The 20,629-nt window shown below is 72.8% G+C and carries 18 protein-coding genes; 9 read left to right on the top strand and 9 right to left on the bottom strand.

The annotated features are described in order from the left end of the window. The first annotated feature begins 6 nt into the window (after positions 1-6). The gene (locus tag ACFVSN_RS23825; RefSeq protein ID WP_380500224.1) at positions 7-1,212 is read left to right on the top strand and encodes a DUF2637 domain-containing protein; all 1,206 of its coding nucleotides are present in this window, start codon (positions 7-9) and stop codon (positions 1,210-1,212) included. Between the two features lie 104 nt (positions 1,213-1,316). Here the strand turns inward: ACFVSN_RS23825 and ACFVSN_RS23830 are convergent, their stop codons facing one another. The 5 genes from ACFVSN_RS23830 to ACFVSN_RS23850 all read right to left on the bottom strand — a co-directional run bounded on the left by ACFVSN_RS23830 (position 1,317) and on the right by ACFVSN_RS23850 (position 5,442). Continuing rightward, complete coding sequence (locus ACFVSN_RS23830; RefSeq protein ID WP_380439323.1) at positions 1,317-2,417, bottom strand: DUF475 domain-containing protein; 1,101 nt, start codon at positions 2,415-2,417, stop codon at positions 1,317-1,319. Positions 2,418-2,591: 174 nt separating this feature from the next. Next, on the bottom strand, positions 2,592-3,170 hold the full coding sequence (locus ACFVSN_RS23835) for a TerD family protein (protein WP_380493449.1): 579 nt from the start codon (positions 3,168-3,170) through the stop codon (positions 2,592-2,594). Between the two features lie 237 nt (positions 3,171-3,407). Further along, positions 3,408-3,983, bottom strand: coding sequence for a TerD family protein (locus ACFVSN_RS23840; protein WP_380439318.1), 576 nt, complete (start codon positions 3,981-3,983; stop codon positions 3,408-3,410). Between the two features lie 167 nt (positions 3,984-4,150). Further along, entirely contained in the window at positions 4,151-4,609 is a 459-nt protein-coding gene (locus ACFVSN_RS23845) for a peroxiredoxin (protein WP_380439316.1), read from the bottom strand. 392 nt (positions 4,610-5,001) lie between these two features. After that, positions 5,002-5,442 (bottom strand): DUF3052 domain-containing protein, encoded by a 441-nt coding sequence (locus ACFVSN_RS23850; RefSeq protein ID WP_380439314.1) that lies wholly within the window; start codon positions 5,440-5,442, stop codon positions 5,002-5,004. A 516-nt stretch (positions 5,443-5,958) separates the two neighbouring features. Here ACFVSN_RS23850 and aceE point away from each other — a divergent pair. Further along, positions 5,959-8,709 carry a pyruvate dehydrogenase (acetyl-transferring), homodimeric type gene (gene aceE, locus ACFVSN_RS23855; RefSeq protein WP_380439312.1) on the top strand — a complete coding sequence of 917 codons (2,751 nt, stop codon included), beginning with the start codon at positions 5,959-5,961 and terminating at the stop codon, positions 8,707-8,709. Between the two features lie 130 nt (positions 8,710-8,839). Here the strand turns inward: aceE and ACFVSN_RS23860 are convergent, their stop codons facing one another. After that, entirely contained in the window at positions 8,840-10,444 is a 1,605-nt protein-coding gene (locus ACFVSN_RS23860) for an MFS transporter (protein ID WP_380500223.1), read from the bottom strand. A 229-nt stretch (positions 10,445-10,673) separates the two neighbouring features. Between ACFVSN_RS23860 and ACFVSN_RS23865 the strand changes: the two genes are divergently transcribed. The 7 genes from ACFVSN_RS23865 (at position 10,674) to ACFVSN_RS23895 (ending at position 17,817) form a co-directional block, all read left to right on the top strand. Beyond that, positions 10,674-11,369 carry a TetR family transcriptional regulator gene (locus ACFVSN_RS23865; RefSeq protein WP_380439308.1) on the top strand — a complete coding sequence of 232 codons (696 nt, stop codon included), beginning with the start codon at positions 10,674-10,676 and terminating at the stop codon, positions 11,367-11,369. A 106-nt stretch (positions 11,370-11,475) separates the two neighbouring features. Beyond that, positions 11,476-12,777: a sensor histidine kinase gene (locus ACFVSN_RS23870; RefSeq protein ID WP_387589147.1), complete on the top strand. Its 1,302-nt coding sequence runs from the start codon at positions 11,476-11,478 to the stop codon at positions 12,775-12,777. Continuing rightward, complete coding sequence (locus ACFVSN_RS23875; RefSeq protein ID WP_380439304.1) at positions 12,774-13,448, top strand: response regulator; 675 nt, start codon at positions 12,774-12,776, stop codon at positions 13,446-13,448. Before ACFVSN_RS23870 ends, ACFVSN_RS23875 begins: the two co-directional genes overlap by 4 nt. Before the next feature lie 117 nt (positions 13,449-13,565). Beyond that, positions 13,566-14,687 (top strand): alpha/beta hydrolase, encoded by a 1,122-nt coding sequence (locus ACFVSN_RS23880; protein WP_380500221.1) that lies wholly within the window; start codon positions 13,566-13,568, stop codon positions 14,685-14,687. Positions 14,688-14,725: 38 nt separating this feature from the next. Continuing rightward, positions 14,726-15,955: an acyltransferase gene (locus ACFVSN_RS23885; protein ID WP_387956544.1), complete on the top strand. Its 1,230-nt coding sequence runs from the start codon at positions 14,726-14,728 to the stop codon at positions 15,953-15,955. Positions 15,956-16,042: 87 nt separating this feature from the next. Next, positions 16,043-16,387: an MmcQ/YjbR family DNA-binding protein gene (locus ACFVSN_RS23890; RefSeq protein ID WP_380439298.1), complete on the top strand. Its 345-nt coding sequence runs from the start codon at positions 16,043-16,045 to the stop codon at positions 16,385-16,387. Positions 16,388-16,599: 212 nt separating this feature from the next. After that, positions 16,600-17,817, top strand: coding sequence for an alpha/beta hydrolase (locus tag ACFVSN_RS23895; RefSeq protein WP_387956546.1), 1,218 nt, complete (start codon positions 16,600-16,602; stop codon positions 17,815-17,817). A 40-nt stretch (positions 17,818-17,857) separates the two neighbouring features. Here ACFVSN_RS23895 and ACFVSN_RS23900 read toward each other — a convergent pair whose 3' ends face one another. The 3 genes from ACFVSN_RS23900 to ACFVSN_RS23910 all read right to left on the bottom strand — a co-directional run bounded on the left by ACFVSN_RS23900 (position 17,858) and on the right by ACFVSN_RS23910 (position 20,515). Further along, complete coding sequence (locus ACFVSN_RS23900; RefSeq protein ID WP_387956548.1) at positions 17,858-18,835, bottom strand: helix-turn-helix transcriptional regulator; 978 nt, start codon at positions 18,833-18,835, stop codon at positions 17,858-17,860. 166 nt (positions 18,836-19,001) lie between these two features. Beyond that, positions 19,002-20,015, bottom strand: a complete 1,014-nt coding sequence (locus ACFVSN_RS23905) for an aldo/keto reductase (RefSeq protein ID WP_387956550.1) — start codon at positions 20,013-20,015, stop codon at positions 19,002-19,004. After that, positions 20,012-20,515: a MerR family transcriptional regulator gene (locus tag ACFVSN_RS23910; protein ID WP_380500217.1), complete on the bottom strand. Its 504-nt coding sequence runs from the start codon at positions 20,513-20,515 to the stop codon at positions 20,012-20,014. Before ACFVSN_RS23910 ends, ACFVSN_RS23905 begins: the two co-directional genes overlap by 4 nt. Between the last annotated feature and the right edge of the window lie 114 nt (positions 20,516-20,629).

Genomic DNA, 20,629 nt, shown 5'->3' on the forward strand with positions numbered 1-20,629 from the left:
CCCGCAATGAACCTGACCTCCATACAGCTGGTCTGGACCGTCGTCGGCGGCGCAGCCCTGCTGTTCGTCGCCATCCTCATGGCGACGCTGCGATTCAAGAACGCGAAGAAGGACGAGTCCGGCGACTCGTGGGAGCGCAGCGAGGAGCGGCGCCGCCGCAAGGAGATGATCTACGGGATCTCCTCCTACACGCTGCTGTTCTGCTGCGCCGGCGTCGCGGCCGCGCTGTCCTTCCACGGCCTGGTGGGCTTCGGCAAGGAGAACCTGGGCCTGTCGAACGGCTGGGAGTACCTCGTCCCGTTCGGCCTGGACGGCGCCGCGATGTTCTGCTCGGTGCTCGCCGTCCGCGAGGCCAGCCACGGTGACGCGGCGCTCGGCTCGCGGCTGCTGGTCTGGGTCTTCGCGATCGCCTCGGCCTGGTTCAACTGGGTGCACGCGCCGCGCGGCCTCGGTCACGCCGGCGCCCCGCAGTTCTTCTCCGGCATGTCGATCTCGGCGGCCATCCTGTTCGACCGGGCGCTGAAGCAGACCCGCAAGGCCGCGCTGCGCGAGCAGGGCCTGGTGCCGCGCCCGCTGCCGCAGATCCGGATCGTGCGCTGGCTGCGCGCCCCGCGCGAGACGTACGCGGCGTGGTCCCTGATGCTGCTGGAGAACGTCCGCAGCCTGGACGAGGCGGTCGAGGAGGTGCGCGAGGAGCGCCAGGCGAAGCAGGACGCCAAGGTGCGCGCCCGCACCGCCGACCGCCGCGAGCGGGCCGAGCTGAAGGCGCTCTCCCGGCGCCAGGGCGGCGTGCTGTCGCGGACCCGCGGCGGCCGCAACCTGCCCGCGCTCACGGCGGCCGGCGACGGCCCGACCGCTACGGAGCCTGCCCTAGCCGCCGGGTCGGACACCGCCTCCCCCGCCTCCACGGGCTCCCTGTTCGAGCCCTCCTCGCGCAGCGCCCTGGACTCCGGCCGCACCCCGCGTGCCGCCGTCGGCTCGTCCTCCTACTCGTCGCCGACGACCTACTCGTCGTCGTCCTCGTCCTACTCGTCCTCGTCGTCCTCCTCCGCGTACTCGTCCTCGTCCTCCTCGTCGTCCGCCCTCGACGCGTCGGGCTCCGCCCGCCGCAGCTCGGCGATCGACCTCACGGCCGACGACGACACGCTGTCGATGCCGAAGCTGGACTCCCTGGAGCGCAAGCTGCGCGCCATCGAGCAGCAGCTGGGCTGAGCTGAGCCGAGCTGGGCTAAGCACCCGCGCACGACACGCGAAACGGCCGCCCCCGGATTCCCGGGAGGCGGCCGTTTTCGCGTACAACGGGCGGAGCGGACGGGCTACTTGTCCGCGCCCACCAGCTCGTTCTCCTCGCCCGCGCCGTCGCCCTCGCGCCGGTTGCGCAGGATCGACGAGCCGAGCGCGAGCCCGATGAAGGCGACACCGATCAGGCCGGTGACGATCTCCGGGATGTGGAACCTGATGCCGACCAGCAGGATGCCGGCCAGCGCGCCGATCGCGTAGTGCGCGCCGTGCTCCAGGTAGACGTAGTCGTCCAGGGTGCCCTTGCGGACCAGGAAGACGGTCAGCGAGCGGATGTACATCGCGCCGATGCCGAGGCCCAGCGTGATCATGAAGATGTCGTTGGAGATGGCGAACGCGCCGACCACGCCGTCGAAGGAGAACGAGGCGTCCAGGACCTCCAGGTAGAGGAAGAGGAAGAACGCGGCCTTGCCGCCCACCTGGATCAGCGACTTGCCCGCCTTCTCGTCCTCCTCCTCGCGCTCGGCCTCGGCCTCCAGGCCCGACTCGAAGATCGACGAGAGTCCGCCGACCACGAGGTAGGTGATGAGGCCGAGGACGCCGGCGAGCAGGACGGTCTCGGCGTGCTCGGCCGCGAAGAAGCGGGCCGAGAGCACGAGCGCGACCAGCGCGACGACCGAGGACAGGGCGTCCAGCTTGCCGACCTTCTCCAGCGGACGCTCGATCCAGGACAGCCAGTTGTGCTCCTTCTCCTCGAACACGAAGTCCAGGAAGATCATGAGCAGGAAGACGCCGCCGAAGGCCGCGATGGCCGGGTTGGCCGCCGCCAGGTACTGGCCGTAGGTGAGGCCGTCGTGCGTCTTGTCGGAGTGCAGCGCGAGGTCGACGACCGTCGCGGGGTTGAGCTTCGCGGTGAGGCCGACGACCAGCAGCGGGAAGACCAGGCGCATGCCGAAGACGGCGATCAGGACGCCGACGGTCAGGAAGATCTTCTGCCAGTACGGGTTCATCCGCTTCAACACGGTGGCGTTGACCACCGCGTTGTCGAACGACAGGGAGATCTCCAGGATCGAGAGGATCAGCACGATGCCGAACCCCTTGGCCCCCCAGAAGAGACCGGCCGCGGCCAGGCCGACGGCGGTGATCGCGAACGACCAGCCGAAAGTGCGGAGGAACACGGGACTTGGTTACCTTTCGGGATGTTTCGGGCGTGCCCAGGTGCGGCCTCGTCCCGAGACGCCCCGACCGGGCGCCGCCCGGTCAGGTCACCTCCGCACTGCCCTCCGTCGTCATGACGGTTTCGTGATCATGGAATGGATGCGCTTGGTCCGTCTTCCGCTGCCACCGACCCCCTACTGGACGTTGACGCCGAAGTCGAGGGCGATGCCGCGCAGGCCGGAGGCGTAACCCTGGCCCACCGCGCGGAACTTCCACTCGCCCGCGTACCGGTACAGCTCGCCGAAGATCATCGCGGTCTCGCTGGACGCGTCCTCGGAGAGGTCGTAGCGGGCGATCTCCCGGCCGTCCACGGAGTCGACGACCCGGATGAACGCGTTGCGCACCTGGCCGAAGTTCTGCAGCCGCGCCTCGGCCTCGTAGATCGAGACCGCGAAGACGACCTTGTCGGCCTGGGCCGGGACCAGTTCCAGGTTGACGAGGACCACCTCGTCGTCGCCTGAGTCGTCGCCACCGGTGAGGTTGTCACCCTGGTGTTCGACGGAGCCCTCCGGGCTCCTGAGGTTGTTGTAGAAGACGAAGTACTCGTCCCCCAGCACCCGGCCCCCGCCGCAGATCAGCGCGCTCGCGTCGAGGTCGAACGGTGCGCCGGTGGTGGAGCGGGCGGACCAGCCGAGTCCGATCTGCACCTGCGTCAGATTGGGCGCGGCCTTGCTGAGCGAGACGTTCCCGCCCTTGGCGAGTGTGACGACCATGGCTGTTCTTCCTCCCTTGCCTTCTCCCGGGGCGCGTTGTTCGGCGCGACGTTCCAGGTTTAGTCGCCCGAGGCCCCGGTCGGCCCCCTTGAGCCGCCTGAACTTCCTGAACTCACATCCTCGCAGCGCCCGCGGACAGCACGAAGCCGGGGCGGCCGAGGACCCTCGGGTCCGCGGCCGCCCCGGCCGGGTGACGCGGTGTCGGGGCGCCGCACGCCCCGTCGGACGAACGGCGGATCAGACGTTGACGCCGAAGTCCTGGGCGATGCCGCGCAGGCCGGAGGCGTAACCCTGGCCGATGGCGCGGAACTTCCACTCGCCGCCGGCCCGGTACAGCTCGCCGAAGACCATCGCGGTCTCGGTCGAGGCGTCCTCGGAGAGGTCGTAGCGGGCGAGTTCCTTGTTGTCGGCCTGGTTGACGACCCGGATGAACGCGTTGCGCACCTGGCCGAAGCTCTGCGAGCGGGTCTCGGCGTCGTAGATCGAGACCGGGAAGACGATCTTCTGGACGTCGGCCGGGACGGTGCTCAGGTTGACCTTGATCGCCTCGTCGTCGCCCTCGCCCTCGCCCGTGCGGTTGTCGCCGGTGTGCTCGACCGAGCCGTCCGGGCTGCGCAGGTTGTTGAAGAAGACGAAGTTGCCGTCGCCGGACACCTTGCCGAGGTCGTTGCAGAGCAGGGCGCTGGCGTCCAGGTCGAAGTCCGTGCCGGTGGTGGTCCGGACGTCCCAGCCCAGGCCGACGACGACGGCCGTGAGGCCGGGGGCCTCCTTGGTGAGCGAGACGTTGCCGCCCTTGCTGAGGCTGACTCCCACGTGTCCTCCAAGAATCGGGAGGCACGCGCGGCGCGCCCCCGGTGGTGCGGTGCGGGGCACGAGCCGGCCTGGCGGCCTCCGCGCCCCACCCGATCAACGGACCGAGCGTAGTTCGAAGTTCCCCCGCCGGCCCACGACGCACCCGTGGAAGGCCCGGGCCGCGCCCGTCAGAGCGAGGCGAGGACGCGCAGGTACTCCTGCTCGTCCCGGGCGTCCGGGAGGCCGTTCACGACGCTCCACCGGACCGTTCCGGTGCTGTCGATCACGAACGTGCCGCGCAGGGCGCAGCCCTTCTCCTCGTCGAACACGCCGTACGCGCGGGCGACCTCGCCGTGCGGCCAGAAGTCGGCGAGCAGCGGGAAGTCCAGGCCCTCCCGGTCGGCGAAGACGCGCTGGGAGAACTGCGAGTCGACGGAGATCCCGAGCACCTGGACGGCGTCGTTCTGCAGCCGCGGCAGTTCCTTCTGGATCGCGCCGAGCTCGCCGGTGCAGACCCCGGTGAAGGCGAACGGGTAGAAGACCAGGACGACGGCCTTGGCGCCCCGGAAGTCCGAGAGCCCGATCAGCTCGCCGTGCTGGGTCCTGAGCTCGAAGTCCGGAGCCCCGGTGCCGACCTCGATGGCCATGGTGGGACCTTTCTGACGGGCGGGCGCCGCCCGGCGGGCGCGGCGAGCCAACATCCTCGCATCCGTTCGGGTGCGTTCGGCCGGACGGGTGAGGGCAGGCCGCCGGACGGCCGACGGCGTTCGCCCTGGGCGAACGCCTCCCCCGGCGCGGCGTCCGGCCGCAGCGGCGGAACTCCGGAGGCCGGGCGGCACCGGAACGCCTGGCAGCCGGTACGCCGAGCGGCGCCGGAGCACTGGAGCACCGGAGCACCGGAACACCGGAACACCGGAGCACCGGAGCACCGGAGCACCGGAGCACCGGAGCACCGGAACGGAAAACGGCCGGGCCCCGTCGGAGGAGTTCCGACGGGGCCCGGCCGGGGCTCTTCAGCGGCCCGGGGCTCGGTGCGCGGTCAGCGCTTGCCGCCCGCCTTCGGGGCGGCCTTGGTCGCCAGGCGGGTGGCCGCCCAGTCCTTGGCGACGGCGATGGAGCTGGTCTGCGACAGGCCGGCGGTCTTGGCCGCGTCGGCGATGTCCGAGGCCTCGATGTGGCCGTCGCGGCCGGTCTTGGGCGTCAGCAGCCAGATGAGGCCGCCCTCGGCCAGGTACTCCAGGGCGTCGACGAGGGCGTCGGTGAGGTCCCCGTCGTCGTCGCGGTGCCACAGCAGGACGGCGTCGGCGACGTCGTCGTAGTCCTCGTCGACGAGATCCGTCCCGGTGATCTCCTCGATGCCCTCGCGGAGATCCTGGTCAGTGTCTTCGTCGTACCCCAGCTCCTGAACGATCTGGCCCTCCTCGAAGTTGAGACGGGCCGCCGGGTTGGACTTGTCCGCGGGGTCCGCGGTCGCGCTCACGGGAATAACCTCCAGTATTCGGCTCGGCATCCATGCCGAGGCTGTGGCCGTAGTCCACACGGGCGCGGCGGTTCGCGCAAGTACCCGACCCCCGATCCCCTCCAAAGGTTGACGTGTCGCACCGGGACACGCCGGTCGAGGTGGCGGGAATCACACCGATTTGCCCTTCTCTGCATGGGACAAGGATGCTTCGGGTGGTCCCGGCCCACAGGCCGTACGCATGCCCGAGATGCGAACGGCATTCGGGTCCGCGCGTGCGCGGGCGTAGAGTCTCCTGTTGGCCCTCACCCCGGCCGCCCGCCATCGGGCGGACGGGAAACCAGGTCGGACCACCTCTTTTCGTAACACCCGGGGGTGCGCGACGCAGGCGAAGACGCCTGTTCCGCTCACCGCCAGACCGTCCCGCCCACCAGGCGGAACGGTTACCGATCGGTAGAGATGACGGATCTCCGAGCGCGGTAGCACGATGGAGGCGGCGCGACACACCTCAGTTTCGACCGACAGTGAAGGAACAGCGTGGCTTCCGGATCCGATCGCAACCCGATCATCATTGGCGGCCTTCCGAGTCAGGTCCCGGACTTCGATCCCGAGGAGACCGCGGAATGGCTGGAGTCGCTTGACGCGGCCATCGACGAGCGGGGGCGCGAGCGTGCCCGTTACCTGATGCTCCGCCTGATCGAGCGCGCCCGCGAGAAGCGTGTCGCCGTGCCCGAGATGCGCAGCACGGACTACGTCAACACCATCGCGACCAAGGACGAGCCGTTCTTCCCCGGCAACGAGGAGATCGAGCGCAAGATCCTGAACGCGACCCGCTGGAACGCGGCCGTCATGGTCTCCCGTGCCCAGCGTCCCGGCATCGGCGTGGGCGGCCACATCGCCACCTTCGCCTCCTCCGCGTCGCTCTACGACGTCGGCTTCAACTACTTCTTCCGTGGCAAGGACGCCGAGGGCGAGTCCGGCGACCAGATCTTCTTCCAGGGCCACGCCTCCCCCGGCATCTACGCCCGCGCCTTCCTCCTGGACCGACTCACCGAGCAGCAGCTCGACGCGTTCCGCCAGGAGAAGTCGAAGGCCCCGTACGGCCTGTCCAGCTACCCGCACCCGCGGCTGATGCCGGACTTCTGGGAGTTCCCGACCGTCTCGATGGGCCTCGGCCCCCTCGGTGCGATCTACCAGGCCCGGATGAACCGCTACCTGGAGCACCGCGGCATCAAGGACACCTCCGACTCGCAGGTGTACGCCTTCCTCGGCGACGGCGAGATGGACGAGCCCGAGTCGCTGGGCCAGCTGTCCCTGGCCGCGCGCGAGGGCCTGGACAACCTGACCTTCGTGGTCAACTGCAACCTGCAGCGCCTGGACGGCCCGGTCCGCGGCAACGGCAAGATCATCCAGGAGCTGGAGTCCCAGTTCCGGGGCGCCGGCTGGAACGTGATCAAGCTGGTCTGGGACCGCAGCTGGGACCCGCTGCTCGCGCAGGACCGCGACGGCGTCCTGGTCAACAAGCTGAACACCACGGTGGACGGCCAGTTCCAGACCTACGCCACCGAGACCGGCCAGTACATCCGCGAGCACTTCTTCGGCTCCGACCTGCGCCTGCGCAAGATGGTCGAGAGCATGACCGACCAGCAGATCCAGCACCTGGGTCGCGGCGGCCACGACCACAAGAAGATCTACGCGGCGTTCAAGGCGGCCCGCGAGCACCAGGGCCAGCCGACGGTCATCCTGGCCCAGACGGTCAAGGGCTGGACGCTGGGCCCCAACTTCGAGGGCCGCAACGCCACCCACCAGATGAAGAAGCTGACGGTCGAGGACCTGAAGCGCTTCCGCGACCGGCTGCACCTGCCGATCACCGACAAGCAGCTCGACGAGGGCTACCCGCCCTACTACCACCCGGGCCGCGACTCGGAAGAGATCCAGTACATGCACGACCGCCGCAGCGAGCTGGGCGGCTACGTGCCGACCCGCAAGGTGCGCCCGCGCAAGCTGGAACTGCCCGGTGACGACGCCTACAAGGCGGTCAAGAAGGGGTCCGGCAACCAGACCATCGCCACCACCATGGCGTTCGTCCGGGTGCTCAAGGACCTCATGCGGGACAAGGGCATCGGCAACCGCTTCGTGCCGATCGCGCCCGACGAGTACCGCACCTTCGGCATGGACTCGCTCTTCCCGTCGGCGAAGATCTACAACCCGCTCGGCCAGACCTACGAGTCGGTCGACCGCGACCTGCTCCTCGCCTACAAGGAGTCGCCGACCGGCCAGATGCTGCACGACGGCATCTCCGAGGCCGGCTGCACCGCCTCGCTGATCGCCGCCGGCTCGTCCTACGCCACCCACGGCGAGCCGCTGATCCCGGTCTACGTCTTCTACTCGATGTTCGGGTTCCAGCGCACCGGCGACCAGTTCTGGCAGATGGCCGACCAGCTGGCCCGCGGCTTCGTGATCGGCGCCACCGCCGGCCGCACCACGCTGACCGGCGAGGGCCTGCAGCACGCCGACGGCCACTCGCACCTGCTGGCCTCGACCAACCCCGGCGTCGTCGCGTACGACCCGGCGTACGGCTTCGAGATCGCGCACATCGTCCAGGACGGTCTGCGCCGGATGTACGGCACCAGTGCCGAGCACCCGCACGGCGAGGACGTGTTCTACTACATGACCGTCTACAACGAGCCGATCAAGATGCCGGCCGAGCCCGAGAACGTGGACGTCGAGGGCATCCTCAAGGGTCTGCACAAGTACGCGCCGGCCACCGCCGGCCAGATCCCGGCCCAGATCCTCGCCTCCGGCGTGGCGGTGCCGTGGGCCCTGGAGGCCCAGCGCATCCTCGCCGAGGAGTGGAACGTCAAGGCCGACGTCTGGTCCGCGACCTCCTGGAACGAGCTGCGCCGCGACGCGGTGGAGGCCGAGGAGTTCAACCTGCTGCACCCCGAGGAGCAGCAGCGCGTCCCGTACGTCACCCAGAAGCTCCAGGGCTCCGAGGGTCCGTTCGTCGCCGTGTCCGACTGGATGCGCGCGGTGCCGGACCAGATCTCGCGCTGGGTGCCGGGTCAGTGGCAGTCGCTGGGTGCCGACGGCTTCGGCTTCGCCGACACCCGTGGCGCCGCCCGCCGCTTCTTCCACATCGACGCGCAGTCGGTCGTCCTGGGGGTGCTCACCGAGCTCGCCAAGCAGGGCAAGATCGACCGCAGCGCGCTGAAGGAGGCGGTCGACCGCTACCAGCTGCTCGACGTGACCGCGGCCGACCCGGGCGCCGCCGGCGGCGACGCCTGATCAGCCCGTAGACACTGAAGGGCCGGACTCCCGCAGGGGGTCCGGCCCTTCGGCCTTCCGGGGCGGCGCCGGGTGCGCGAACGGCCCCGGACTCCGCCGAGTCCGGGGCCGCCGTACGGGCGCGCGGCGGTCAGATGTGCACGGCCGGGCCCGCGTCGTTGGCGCCGCGGCGGGTGAGCAGGCCGAGCAGGGCGGCGCCGAAGGCCACCACCGCGGCGACCGCGAAGGCGAGCGACATGCCGCTCACGAAGGACTGGTGGACCGCGCCGGCCATCCCGTCCACGACCTGCTGCGGGGTGCCGGGCGGGGCCGGCGGGGCGATGCCGAGCTGGGCGGCCTGCTTGAGGCCCTCGGCCTGCGCGCCCTCGACCGGCGGCAGCCCGGCCTTGGCCCAGTTGCCGGGCAGCACGTCGCCGACCTTGGCGGCCATCAGCGCGCCCAGCACGGCGGTGCCGAGGCTGCCGCCGACCTGCATCGCGGCCTGCTGGAGGCCGCCGGCCACACCGGACAGCTCCAGCGGGGCGTTGCCGACGATCACCTCGGTGGCGCCGACCATGACCGGGCTGATGCCGAGGCCCATCAGGACGAACCACAGCGACATCACGCCGGTGCCGGAGCCGGTGTCCAGGGTGGACATGCCGAACATCGCGGCGGTGGTGATCAGCATGCCGGCCACGATCGGGACGCGCGGGCCGAGCTTGCCGATCGCGATGCCGGCGACCGGCGAGCCGACGATCATCATGCCGGTCATCGGCAGCAGGTGGACGCCCGCCTGGACCGGCGTCATCCCGTGCACGTTCTGCAGGTAGAAGGTGACGAAGAAGATCGCGCCGAAGAACGCGAAGGCCATCAGCACCATCAGCAGCGTGCCCGCCGACAGCGGCACCGAGCGGAACAGGCCGAGCGGGATCAGCGGCTCCCCGGCCCTGCCCTGCCAGAGCGCGAACAGCACCATCAGCACGACGGCGCCGCCGAGGAGCAGCAGCGTGGACGCGTCGCCCCAGCCCCACTCGGGGGCCTTGATGATGCCGAAAACGAGGGCGAACATCGCCACCGAGAGCAGCACGATGCCGGGCACGTCGAAGGACTTGGCGGCGTTCTCGGCGCGGACGTCCCGGAGCACCAGCAGGCCGAGGACGAGCGCGATCAGGCCGACCGGGATGTTGATGAAGAACACCGACTCCCAGCTGACGTGCTCGACCAGCAGGCCGCCGACGATCGGGCCGGCCGCGGTGGAGGCGCCGATCACGCCGCCCCAGATGCCGATCGCCATGTTGAGCTTCTCGGCCGGGAAGGCCCCGCGCAGCAGGCCGAGCGCGGCCGGCTGGAGCAGCGCGCCGAACAGGCCCTGCAGGACGCGGAAGGCGATCACGGTCCGGATGTCGCCGGCGAAGCCGATCGCGGCCGAGGTGGCGGCGAAGCCGACCGCGCCGACCAGGAACGTGGTCTTGTGCCCGAAGCGGTCGCCGATCTTGCCGGCGGTGATCAGGAAGACCGCGAGCGCGAGCAGGTAGCCGCTGGTCACCCACTGGATCTCGGACGGCGCGGCCTTCAGCTTCTCCTGGATGACCGGGTTGGCGATCGCGACGATCGTGCCGTCCAGGGCGACCATCATCACGCCGACCGCGACGGTCAGCAGGGTCAGCCACGGGTGGCCCTTGATCCCACCCCCCGGCGGTGCCGAGCGCTGCGGCGGGTCGTCCGCCTTGGCGTTGTTGACGACGGACTGGCTCATCTGGGGCCCTCCACGGGGCGTGTGCGGCGAACGAAGCCGAATGAACGTGGTCGTGGCGCCCCGGCCCACCCGTCCCCACGAGCTACCCGGCCCGACGGGCGCCACTTCCGGCAGATTATGTCAGCCACTGACAATAGGCAAAGGCTGACTTCTGGCCAGTGCTGCCATTTGTCAGGCCGCTAAGGTTGTCCTCCCACCCCGACCGCACCCGCGCCCGGAAGGCCCCGCCATGGCCGCTCACGCCCCCCACCCCGCTGCCCCGACCGGCCCCGCGCCGATCACCCCGCCGGGGCGGGTGCCCGGACTGCGCGAGCGCAAGAAGCAGCAGACCCGCGACGCCCTCGTCCAGGCCGCCCACGTCCTCTTCCTCGGCCAGGGCTTCGCGCGGACCACCGTCGACGAGATCGCCACCGCCGTCGACGTCTCCCAGCGCACCTTCTTCCGCTACTTCGCCAACAAGGACGAGGTCGCGCTCGCCGTCATGGCCGACGCCGAGGACTACTTCATCGAGTGCCTGCGCCACCGCCCCGCCGCCGAGACCCCGCTCCAGGCGCTGCGCGCCTCGATCGTCAAGGCCTGGCGCGACCTCGGGAGCGCCGAGCGCACCGGCCTCGGCTCCATCCACAGCGCCCTCGAACTCATGCGGATGATCGAGGAGACCCCCACCCTGCTCGCCGCCCACCTGCGCCGGGTCACCGAACAGGAGCGGGTCGTGGTCCAGGTGATCGCCGAGCGCGAGGGCCTCGACCCGGCCCTGGACCTGCGCCCCACCGTCCTCGCCGCCGTCTTCGGCAGCGTGCTGCGCGCCGCCCACCTCTCCTGGACCGCCGACCAGGAACCGGCCGGCCCGGAGGGCATGATCGCCGTGATCGAGCGCCACTTCGACCAGCTCGGCCCCGCCCTCGCCGGCCACTGGCGCTCGTAGCACCCGGCGTCACGCCGGAGTCATGGCCGGCGTCATACCGGAGTACTAGGCGCGATCCGGTCCCCGGTCCGACGCCGACCGCGCCACCCGCCCCTACGCTGGCCGGATGATCGCCCCGCCCACCGGGAAACCCCGCCGGCCGTCCCCGCGCGCCCTGTTCGTCGCGCTGCTGAGCCCGTCCACCGACCACACACCGCTCCTGGCGCAGTCACGCCGGCCCTGGCTGCGCTACCTGCCGTACGTCCTCGCGCTGGCCGCGATCTCCGCGCTGCTGCCCAGCTCGATCAACGTGCTCGCCAACGACTACGGCATCGACACCGGGCTCGCGGCGGCCCTCGCCGTCGCGCAGACCGCGCCGCTGCTCCTGGCGCCCGCCCGGCCGCTGCCCGCCTGGTGGATGATCGGGCTGACGGACCTCCTCACGGCCGCGGTGGTGCTCGCCACGGCCACCAAGACCGCGCCGGTCTTCCCCTGGCCGGCCACCAGCCTGGTCGGGTACCTGCTGCTGATGGTGCCGCTCGCCCTCCGCGAGGCGCGCCGCACCCTGGTCGCGGTGTGGCTGGCCACCACCGCCGTGAGCCTCGTGTTCTCCGTGCTCGGCGCGGTGCGCGACTGGGGCGGGGACAACAGCCTGCTGGCGATCGCCCTCAGCGGCGCGGTCCTGGTCCTCGGCGGCGCCCTGCGGGAACGCGCCGAGGCCCGCCGGCTGCTCACCGAGCAGGAGCACATCAGCGAGGCCGAGCGCGAGCGCCGCACGCTGCTGGAGGAGCGCGCCCGGATCGCGCGCGAGCTGCACGACGTGGTGGCGCACCACATGTCGGTGATCGCCGTGCAGGCGGCCAGCGCGCCGTACCGGATCGGCGGCGTCCCGGACGAGGCCGTCGAGGAGTTCACCGCGATCGCCGGCTCGGCCCGCGAGTCGCTCGCCGAAATGCGGCGCCTGCTGGGGGTGTTGCGCAGCGAGGAGAGCGCGGCCGAGACGGCGCCCCAGCCGGGCGTGGAGCAACTCGGCCAGCTGGTCGAGACGGTGGGCCGGGCCGGGGTGCCGGCCGAGCTGACGGCGGATCCGGGGCTGGCGGAGCGGGTGCCGCAGGCCGTCGCCCTCTCCGCGTACCGGATCGTCCAGGAGGCGCTGGCCAACGTCGTCCGGCACGCGCCCGGGGCGCGGACCTGGGTGTCGCTCACGGCCGACGGCCCCGAGCTGCTGGTCACCGTGGTGAACGCGCCGCCACCCGAACGCCGCGAGTCGCTGGAGGCCACGGCCGAGGGCACCGGGCAGGGGCTGGTCGGCATGCGCGAACGCGTCCGGCTCGTGGATGGCAGGCTGGACACCGGCCCGCTGCCGGACGGCGGCTTCAAGGTGGCCGCCGTCCTGCCCCTCGACCCCGCCCGGGAGACACCCGCATGACCATCCGCGTGATCATCGTCGACGACCAGGCCATGGTGCGGGCCGGCTTCGCCGCACTGCTGAACGCCCAGAGCGACATCGACGTGGTGGGGGACGCGGCGGACGGCGCGCAGGCCCTGGAGGTCAGCGGCCGCACCCACCCGGACGTCGTCCTGATGGACGTCCGGATGCCCGGCATGGACGGCCTGGAGGCGGCCCGCCGGCTGCTCGACCCGGCCGTGCCGGGCGCGCACCGGCCCAAGGTGCTGATGCTGACCACCTTCGACGTGGACGACTACGTGTACGAGGCGCTGCGCGCCGGGGCGAGCGGCTTCCTGCTGAAGGACGCCCCGCCGGCCGACCTGATCGCCGCCGTGCGGGTCGTCGCGGCCGGGGAGGCGCTGCTCGCGCCCTCGGTGACGCGCCGGCTGATCGAGGACTTCGCCCGCACCCGCCCGGCCCGCCGGCGCGACCCCAAGGTCCGGCTCAACGGCCTGACCCCGCGCGAGACCGAGGTGCTGGAACTGATCGCCCGCGGCCTGTCCAACCAGGAGATCGCCGGCCGCCTGGTGCTGGCCGAGCAGACGGTCAAGACGCACATCGGCCGGATCCTGGCCAAGCTCGACCTGCGCGACCGCGCCCAGGCGGTCGTGCTCGCCTACGAGTCCGGGCTCGTGACCCCTGGTGGGTAGCAGGTAGTACCGGGGTAGCACCCCCGACTTGGCCCCGCGGTGTGACGTCCGCGGGGCCTTCCCGTTCCTACCTTCCTCTCCGTCGCCAGTGAGCAACGGACAAGGGAGCACGGGAAGATGGGAAAGTTTCGGGCCAGGCGTGCGATCGCCGCCGCCACGGTGGCCCTCGCGGCGGTACTCGGCGCCGGCGGCTGGGCCGCCGACACGCAGCAGGCCGTCACCGGCCCGCCGCCCGGCAGCGCCGCGTGGACGGCCGACACCGCCCTCGGCCTCCGGCTGCCCGACCCGGCCGCCACCGACCCGGCCGAAGTCGCCGCGTTCTTCGCCCGGTTGACGCCCGCCCAGGGCGAGGCCCTCGCCGCCCGGCACCCGCTGGTGGTCGGCAACCTGGACGGCGCGCCCGTCCGACTCCGCTACCACGCCAACGCCCTGGCCCTCGCCGCCGAGCGCGACCGGGAGGCCGCCCGCGCCGCCGACCCGGCGCTCACCCCGCAGGACCAGGCCGCCGCCCGCACCCGCGCCGAGCGCTACCGCACCCTGCTCGACGGCGGACGGCAGGTCCTCGCCTTCGACCCGCGCGGCCGCGGCCAGGTCGCCGAGGTCTACGGCGACCTGGCCGGCGCGAGTCGCACCGCCGTCGTCGTCCCCGGCTCCGACATCGACCTGCTGAACTTCGACCGCGCCGCCGACCCGTACGGCACCCCCGCCGGCATGGCGAGGTCCCTGTACGAGGCCACCGGCCGGACGACCGCCGTCATCGCCTGGGCCGGCTACACCACCCCGGTCGGACTCGGCGTGGACGCCGCCACCGAGGACCTGGCCCGCGCCGGCGCCGGCCGGCTGGCCCGGCTGCTCGACGGGCTCGCCGTCAGCACCCGCCCCGAGGCCCCGGCCACCGTCTTCTGCCACAGCTACGGCTCGGTCGTCTGCGGCCTGGCCCGCCCGGGCCCCGCACAGGCCTCCGGCGTGGTGGTGCTCGGCTCGCCCGGCATGGGCGTCGGCTCCGCCGCCGACCTCGACCCCCGCGTCCCGCTCTGGGCCACCACCCGCAACGACTCCGACTGGATCGGCCGGGTGCCCAACGTCTCGCTGTTCGGCCTCGGCCACGGCGCCGACCCGACCGGCCCGGACTTCGGCGCCCGCCCCCTGCCGTCCACCGGCTCGCACGGCCACACCGGCTACTTCGCCCCCGGCACCGCCTCGCTCACCGCCTACGCCGCCCTCGCGCAGGGCCGCTGACCAGCCCGGACCGCCGCAACCGGAGAAGGAGCACCGCCATGGCCCACCCGCTCACCGCCCTGCGCCGCGCCGCCCACGAGGTCGACGCCCGCACCCCCGCGCACCGCGACCGCGCCCTCGACGGCCTGCGCGCCCTCGCCCTGCTCGCCGTCCCGCTCGGGCACTGGATGCTCGGCGGCTTCACCCGCGACCCCGACGGCACCCTGCACAACGCCAGCCCGCTCTCCGCCCTCGGCGGCTTCGCCCCGGTCAGCTGGGTGCTGCAGATGCTCGGGGTGTTCTTCCTGGTCGGCGGCTACTCCTCGGTCCGCTCGCTGGACCGCGCCCGTGCCAGGGGCACGACCTACGGGGGCTGGCTGCGCGCCCGGACGGTCCGGCTGCTGCGCCCGGTGCTCGGCGTGACGGCGGTGTGGGCGGTGCTGATCCCGGTGCTGCCCCGGCTCGGCGTCCCGGCCGGCACCGTCCGCACCGGCGCGACGCTGGTGGTGCAGCCGCTCTGGTACATCGCCGTCTACCTGGGGGTGACCGCGCTCACCTCGGTCTGCCTGGCCGCCGCCCGCCGGCTCGGCGCGTGGTCGGCGGGGCTCCTGGTGGCCGTCGTCGCCGTGGTGGACGCACTGCGGTACGGGCCGTGGGCGGAGGCGGTGCCGTCCTGGGTCGGGCTGGTCAACATCCTGCCGGGCTGGCTGTTCGGCTACCAGCTGGGCGTGCTGTGGGCGCGGGGCCGGCTCGACCGCCGGGCCGCGCGGGTCCTGCTGGGCGGCGGCGCCGTGCTGTTCGCCGCGCTGCTGCTGGTGTTCCACTACCCGGCGAGCATGGTCGGCGTGCCCGGCGTCGAGCGGACCAACTCGCACCCGCCGTCCCTGCTGGTGCTCGCCCTGGCGGCGGCGCAGTGCGGCGCCGCGGTGCTGCTGCGGGAGCGCCTGGGCCGGCTGCTGACCCGCCGTCCGCTGCTGTGGCTGCCGGTGGTCGTGGTCAACCTGTCGGCGATGACGGTCTTCTGCTGGCACCAGACCGCGATGCTCGCCGTGGCGGTGCCCGGCGCCGCCGGCCTCGGCGCCGTCCCCGGGCTGACCACCGCGCCGGACTCCCTCGCCTGGGTGGCCGCCAGGCTGGCGCTGCTCCCGCTGTTCGCGGCCGCACTGGTGGGGATCGGCTGGTTCGCCCGGCGGTTCGACGCGCCGTGGACGGCCCTCTCCCGCCCGTGGAAGGCCGTGGCCGGAGCCGGTGCGGCCCTGTTCACCGCGTACGCGCTGGGCGTGGTGTGACCCGCCCGCCCCAGCTGGCACACGCCCCCGGAGCGCCTCGGCGCGCACCGGGGGCGCGTTGTCGGTGGCGTGCTCTAACCTGCCGTCATGGTGACGTTCGACGAGTTCCGCGCGATGGCCCTGGCCCTTCCGGAGGCCGCGCAGGAGCCGACGTGGGAGATCGAGACGCTGCGGGTGCGGGCCAGGATCTTCGCGATGGGCTCCCCCGAGGGCGAGCGGGTCACCGTCAAGGCCAGTCCCGAGGACCAGGCCGAACTCCTGGCCGCCGAACCCGAGGTGTTCTCGTCCGCCCCCTACGTCGGCCGGCACGGCTGGGTGAGCGTCCGGCTGGACCTCGTCGACCCCGAGGAACTCCGCGACCTGGTCACCGAGGCCTGGCGGCGCACCGCGCCGAAGCGACTCGTCAGGGAGTTCGACGAGGGGGCGCGGTGACGCCCGGGACGACGGCGCCCCCGGCCCGGCGGGGCGTCCCGAACCACGGGAAGACGCGAACCGGACACCCACGGTTCATGTGATCCATCCCACAGTTTGGGCGTGTCCGTCACCCTCCCGTGACCTCTACGCTTGCGGAGGGAAGTTCGCAGTCTGACGCACCCCTCGGGCCCCGCCCAGGACATGGTGACGGGCCCAAGGGAGTTGGTGCGGTGCGCAACCGTCGACGCTGGAAGCGTGTACTGATCGGGGCGTTCGCGGGCTTCGCGGTCCTCGCCGACGCCGGCGCCTCGGCCGCCGCGGCCGCCGCCTCCACCGAGCAGCTGGCGATCAGCACGCCCCCGGCCGGCAGCGCCGCCTGGGTCCAGGACCACTCCTTCGGCCGCGGCCTGCCCGACCCGGCCACCACGACCCCGGCCACCGCCGCCGAGTTCTTCGCCTCGCTGGCCCCCACCGAGCTCGACCGGCTGATCCGGCAGTACCCGCTGGTCGTCGGCAACTTCGACGGCGCCCCGCTCGACCTGCGCTACCGCGCCAACCGGATCGCCCTCACCGAGGAGCGCGACGCCGCCCGCGCCCGCGCCAACGACCCCAAGCTCGACTCCGACGCCCGCGCGCTGGCCGTCTCCCGCGCCAACGACGTCGAGCACCTGCTCTCCCCCGACCGCCAGGTCCTCGCCTTCGACCCGCGCGGGCGCGGCCTGGTCACCGAGGTGTGGGGCGACCTCGCCGACGCCGAGCGGGTCTCCGTCCTGGTGCCCGGCTCGGACGCCGACCTCGGCCACTTCGACCAGGCCGCCGACCCGCTGCGCTCCCCCGCCGGCATGGCCCGCGCCCTGTACGCCGAGGAGCACAAGCAGGCCCCGAAGACCCGCACCGCGGTGATCGCCTGGACCGGCTACGTCACCCCCTCCGGCCTCGGCCCGGACGCCGTCACCTCCCGCCTCGCCGACATCGGCGCGCCCCGGCTGCAGCGCCTGCTCGCCGGGCTCAAGGAGACCACCCGCCCGGACGCGCCGCCGTCCCTGCTGTGCCACTCCTACGGGTCCGTGGTCTGCGGCGACGCCGCCCCCGAGATCCCGCGCGCCGCGGCCTCGCCGTCCGACACCTCCGGCGTCACCGACATGATGGTGTTCGGCAGCCCCGGCATGGGCGTGCAGAGCACCAGCGAGCTCGGCACCGGGGTCAAGGTGTGGGCCACCCGCAACCCCAGCGACTGGATCGGCAACGTCCCGTACCTGGAGGTCGGCGGTCTGGGCCACGGCGCCGACCCGACGTCCTCCGGCTTCGGCGCCGAGGAGATTTCCTCGGCCCGCGCGGCCGGCCACAACGGCTACTTCACCGAGGGCACCGACAGCCTGCACAACTTCGCGGCGATCTCGCTCGGCCACTACCAGGACGTCGTCCTCCGGCCGCAGTCCGGCTCCTGATCCCCGCCGGGAGTTCAAGGCCGGGGGCGAAAGGCACGCCCTACTCCTGGTAGAGCCTCAGCGCCTCCGCCGCCGCCCGGGCCAGTTCCCGGCGGGCGGCGGGCGGGGACAGCACCTCGGCCTCCGGGCCGAAGGCGAGCAGCGCGCGGACGGCGGCCGGCGTGGGGAACGCCATCGCCAGCTCGACCCACTCCTCGGCCGGCCCGGCGCCCGCCTCCGGCGGCTGCGCGGTGACCCGCCCGCCGTGGACACGGACGAACAGGTCCAGCCGCCCGCGCCGCACCCGTACCCGCACCGGCAGCTCGTTCGGCCGCCGCTCCACGTGCTCGCGCAGCCCCGCCCACACGTCGCCGAGCCCCGCCCCGGGGCGGCGGCGCACCGGCTCCTCGGCCGTCTCGGCGGCCAGCACCCGGTCGGCCCGGAACAGCCGGGGCTCGCCGTTCAGGTCGGCCACCAGGTACCAGAGCGCGGCCCGGCTCACCAGGCCGTACGGGTCGACGGTGTACTCCACCGGCACCGGCGTGCCGCCGTGCCGGTAGCGCAGGCGCAGCCGCCGGTCGGCGAAGACGGCGTACTGCAGCTCGCCCAGGTCTGGCCCGGCAGCGGCGCCGGCCCCGCTCGGCAGCCAGCGCGGCGGGTCGACCAGGACGCGCTCGCCGCCGCGCCCGCCGGCGGGCGGCTCCGGCGCCGGCAGCGCCGCCATCACCTTGCGCAGCGCCGAGCCGAGCGCCCCGTCCAGCGCGAGCTCGCCGTGCGCGCCCCGCGCTGACAGCACGAGCAGCGCGCGGGCCTCGTCCCCGGTCAGCCCGCCGACGTCGGCGCGGTGGCCGGGCAGCAGGCCGATGCCGCCGCGCCGGCCGCGCTCGGTGAACACCGGGACGCCGGCCGCGGCGAGCGACTCCACGTCGCGGTAGATGGTGCGGACGGACACCTCCAGGCGCTCCGCCAGTTCCGTGGCGGGCATCCGGCCGCGGGTCTGCAGCAGCACGAGGATCGAGAGCAGCCGGTCGGCCTTCATGGCAGCAGAATCGCAGCAATCATGACGGCCGTTGTCAGGCTTTACCCGGAGATTGCCCGCCCGATGCGAAATTCCGTTCGATTGCCGGGAGTTGACCCGCCGTACGCGAGCGGCCCGGGGAGCCGGCGCAGCCCCCCGGGCCGAACGCGCCCGGCCCCGAAGGCCGTTACTCGCGCTCGACCTGCGTGTTCGCCATGCTCGGGTAGCGGTCCCCGGCCACCTCGCCGGCCACCGGCTCCAGCAGCGCCAGTTCGGCGGGGCGGAGCTCCAGCGTCGCGGCGGCGGTGTTCTCCGCGAGCCGGGTGCGCTTGCGGGTGCCGGGGATCGGCACGACGGTGAGCCCGTGCACCTGCGCCCGCTGGTGCACCCAGGCCAGCGCGACCTGGGCCGGCGTCACCCCGCGGTCCGCCGCGATCCGCCGCACCGGCTCCAGCAGGGCGTCGTTGGCCTTCGCGTTGGCGCCGGTGAAGCGCGGCTGGGTGCGCCGGAAGTCGTCGGCCGGGAGCTGCTCGGCGTCCTGGAAGGAGCCGGTCAGGAAACCCCGGCCGAGCGGCGAGTACGGCACGAACGCGACGCCCAGCCCGGCCGCGGCCGGCACCACCGAGCGCTCGACGTCGCGGGAGAACACCGACCACTCGGACTGCACCGCGGCGATCGGGTGGACGGCGTGCGCCTCGCTCAGCTCGGCCCCGGTCACCTCGGAGAGCCCGAGGTGGCGCACCTTGCCGGCCCGCACCAACTCGGCCATGGCGCCCACGGATTCGGCGAGCGGCACGGCCGGGTCGCGGCGGTGCATGTAGTAGAGGTCGATGACGTCGACACCCAGCCGGCGCAGCGAGGCGTCGACCGCGGCCCGGATGTACTCGGGGTCGTTGCGGACGGCCCGGTAGCCCGGGTCCTCCGCCCTGCGCTCGATGGCGAACTTGGTGGCGATCACCACCCGGTCGCGGTTGGCCCGGACGAACGGGCCGATCAGCTCCTCGTTGTGGCCGGAGCCGTACATGTCGGCCGTGTCGAACAGGGTGACGCCGGCCTCCAGGGCGGCGTCCAGGGTGGCCAGCGACTCGGTCGTGTCGGTCGGGCCGTAGAACTCGCTCATGCCCATGCAGCCGAGGCCCTGGACACCGACGAGCGGGCCGTCGGCGCCGAGTCGGGCGGTGGGGAGTGCGGGGTGCGTCATGCTCGCTGCTCTTCCTCTGCTCGGTAGTACTGGCACTGGACGGGTGCGCCGGAGGCGTCGGCGATCTTCCCCGCGTAGAGATCGATCTTGTAGTCGAGGACGGCGAGAGTGGCCTGGAGGTCGGCGATCCGCTGGCGGACCTCCTCGCGCTGCGTCACCAGCAGCTGCCGCCGGCCCTCGTACGTCCGCTCGCCCTCGCGGGCCATGTCGACGTACCGGAGCATGTCCGCCACCGACATGCCGGTCAGCCGCAGCCGGCCGAGGAAGGCCAGCCGGTGCAGGTCGGCGTCGCAGTAGCGGCGCTGGCCGCCGACCGCGCGGTCGACCGGGTCGAGCAGGCCGATCCGCTCGTACCAGCGCAGGGTGTGCGTGGTCAGTCCACTGGCCGCCGAGACCTCGCTGATGGTGTGCCGCGGAGTCCGGTCCGGATCGCCGACCGGCCGGCCGAACACCTCGGAACAGCTCCGCAGATCGACCTCGACGGGTGCGAGTGTGGCCATGACCGATACCCCCTGTGCCGTGATGACGACGACGCTACCTAGTTGGAGTGCACTCCAAGCAAGCCTCACAACCGGGTGGTCCCGCCACCCGCTTTCGAGCCCCGTTAGAGTCGG

The organism is Kitasatospora sp. NPDC057904 (genome assembly GCF_042887925.1).
In the GTDB taxonomy this organism is placed as follows: Bacteria; Actinomycetota; Actinomycetes; order Streptomycetales; family Streptomycetaceae; genus Kitasatospora.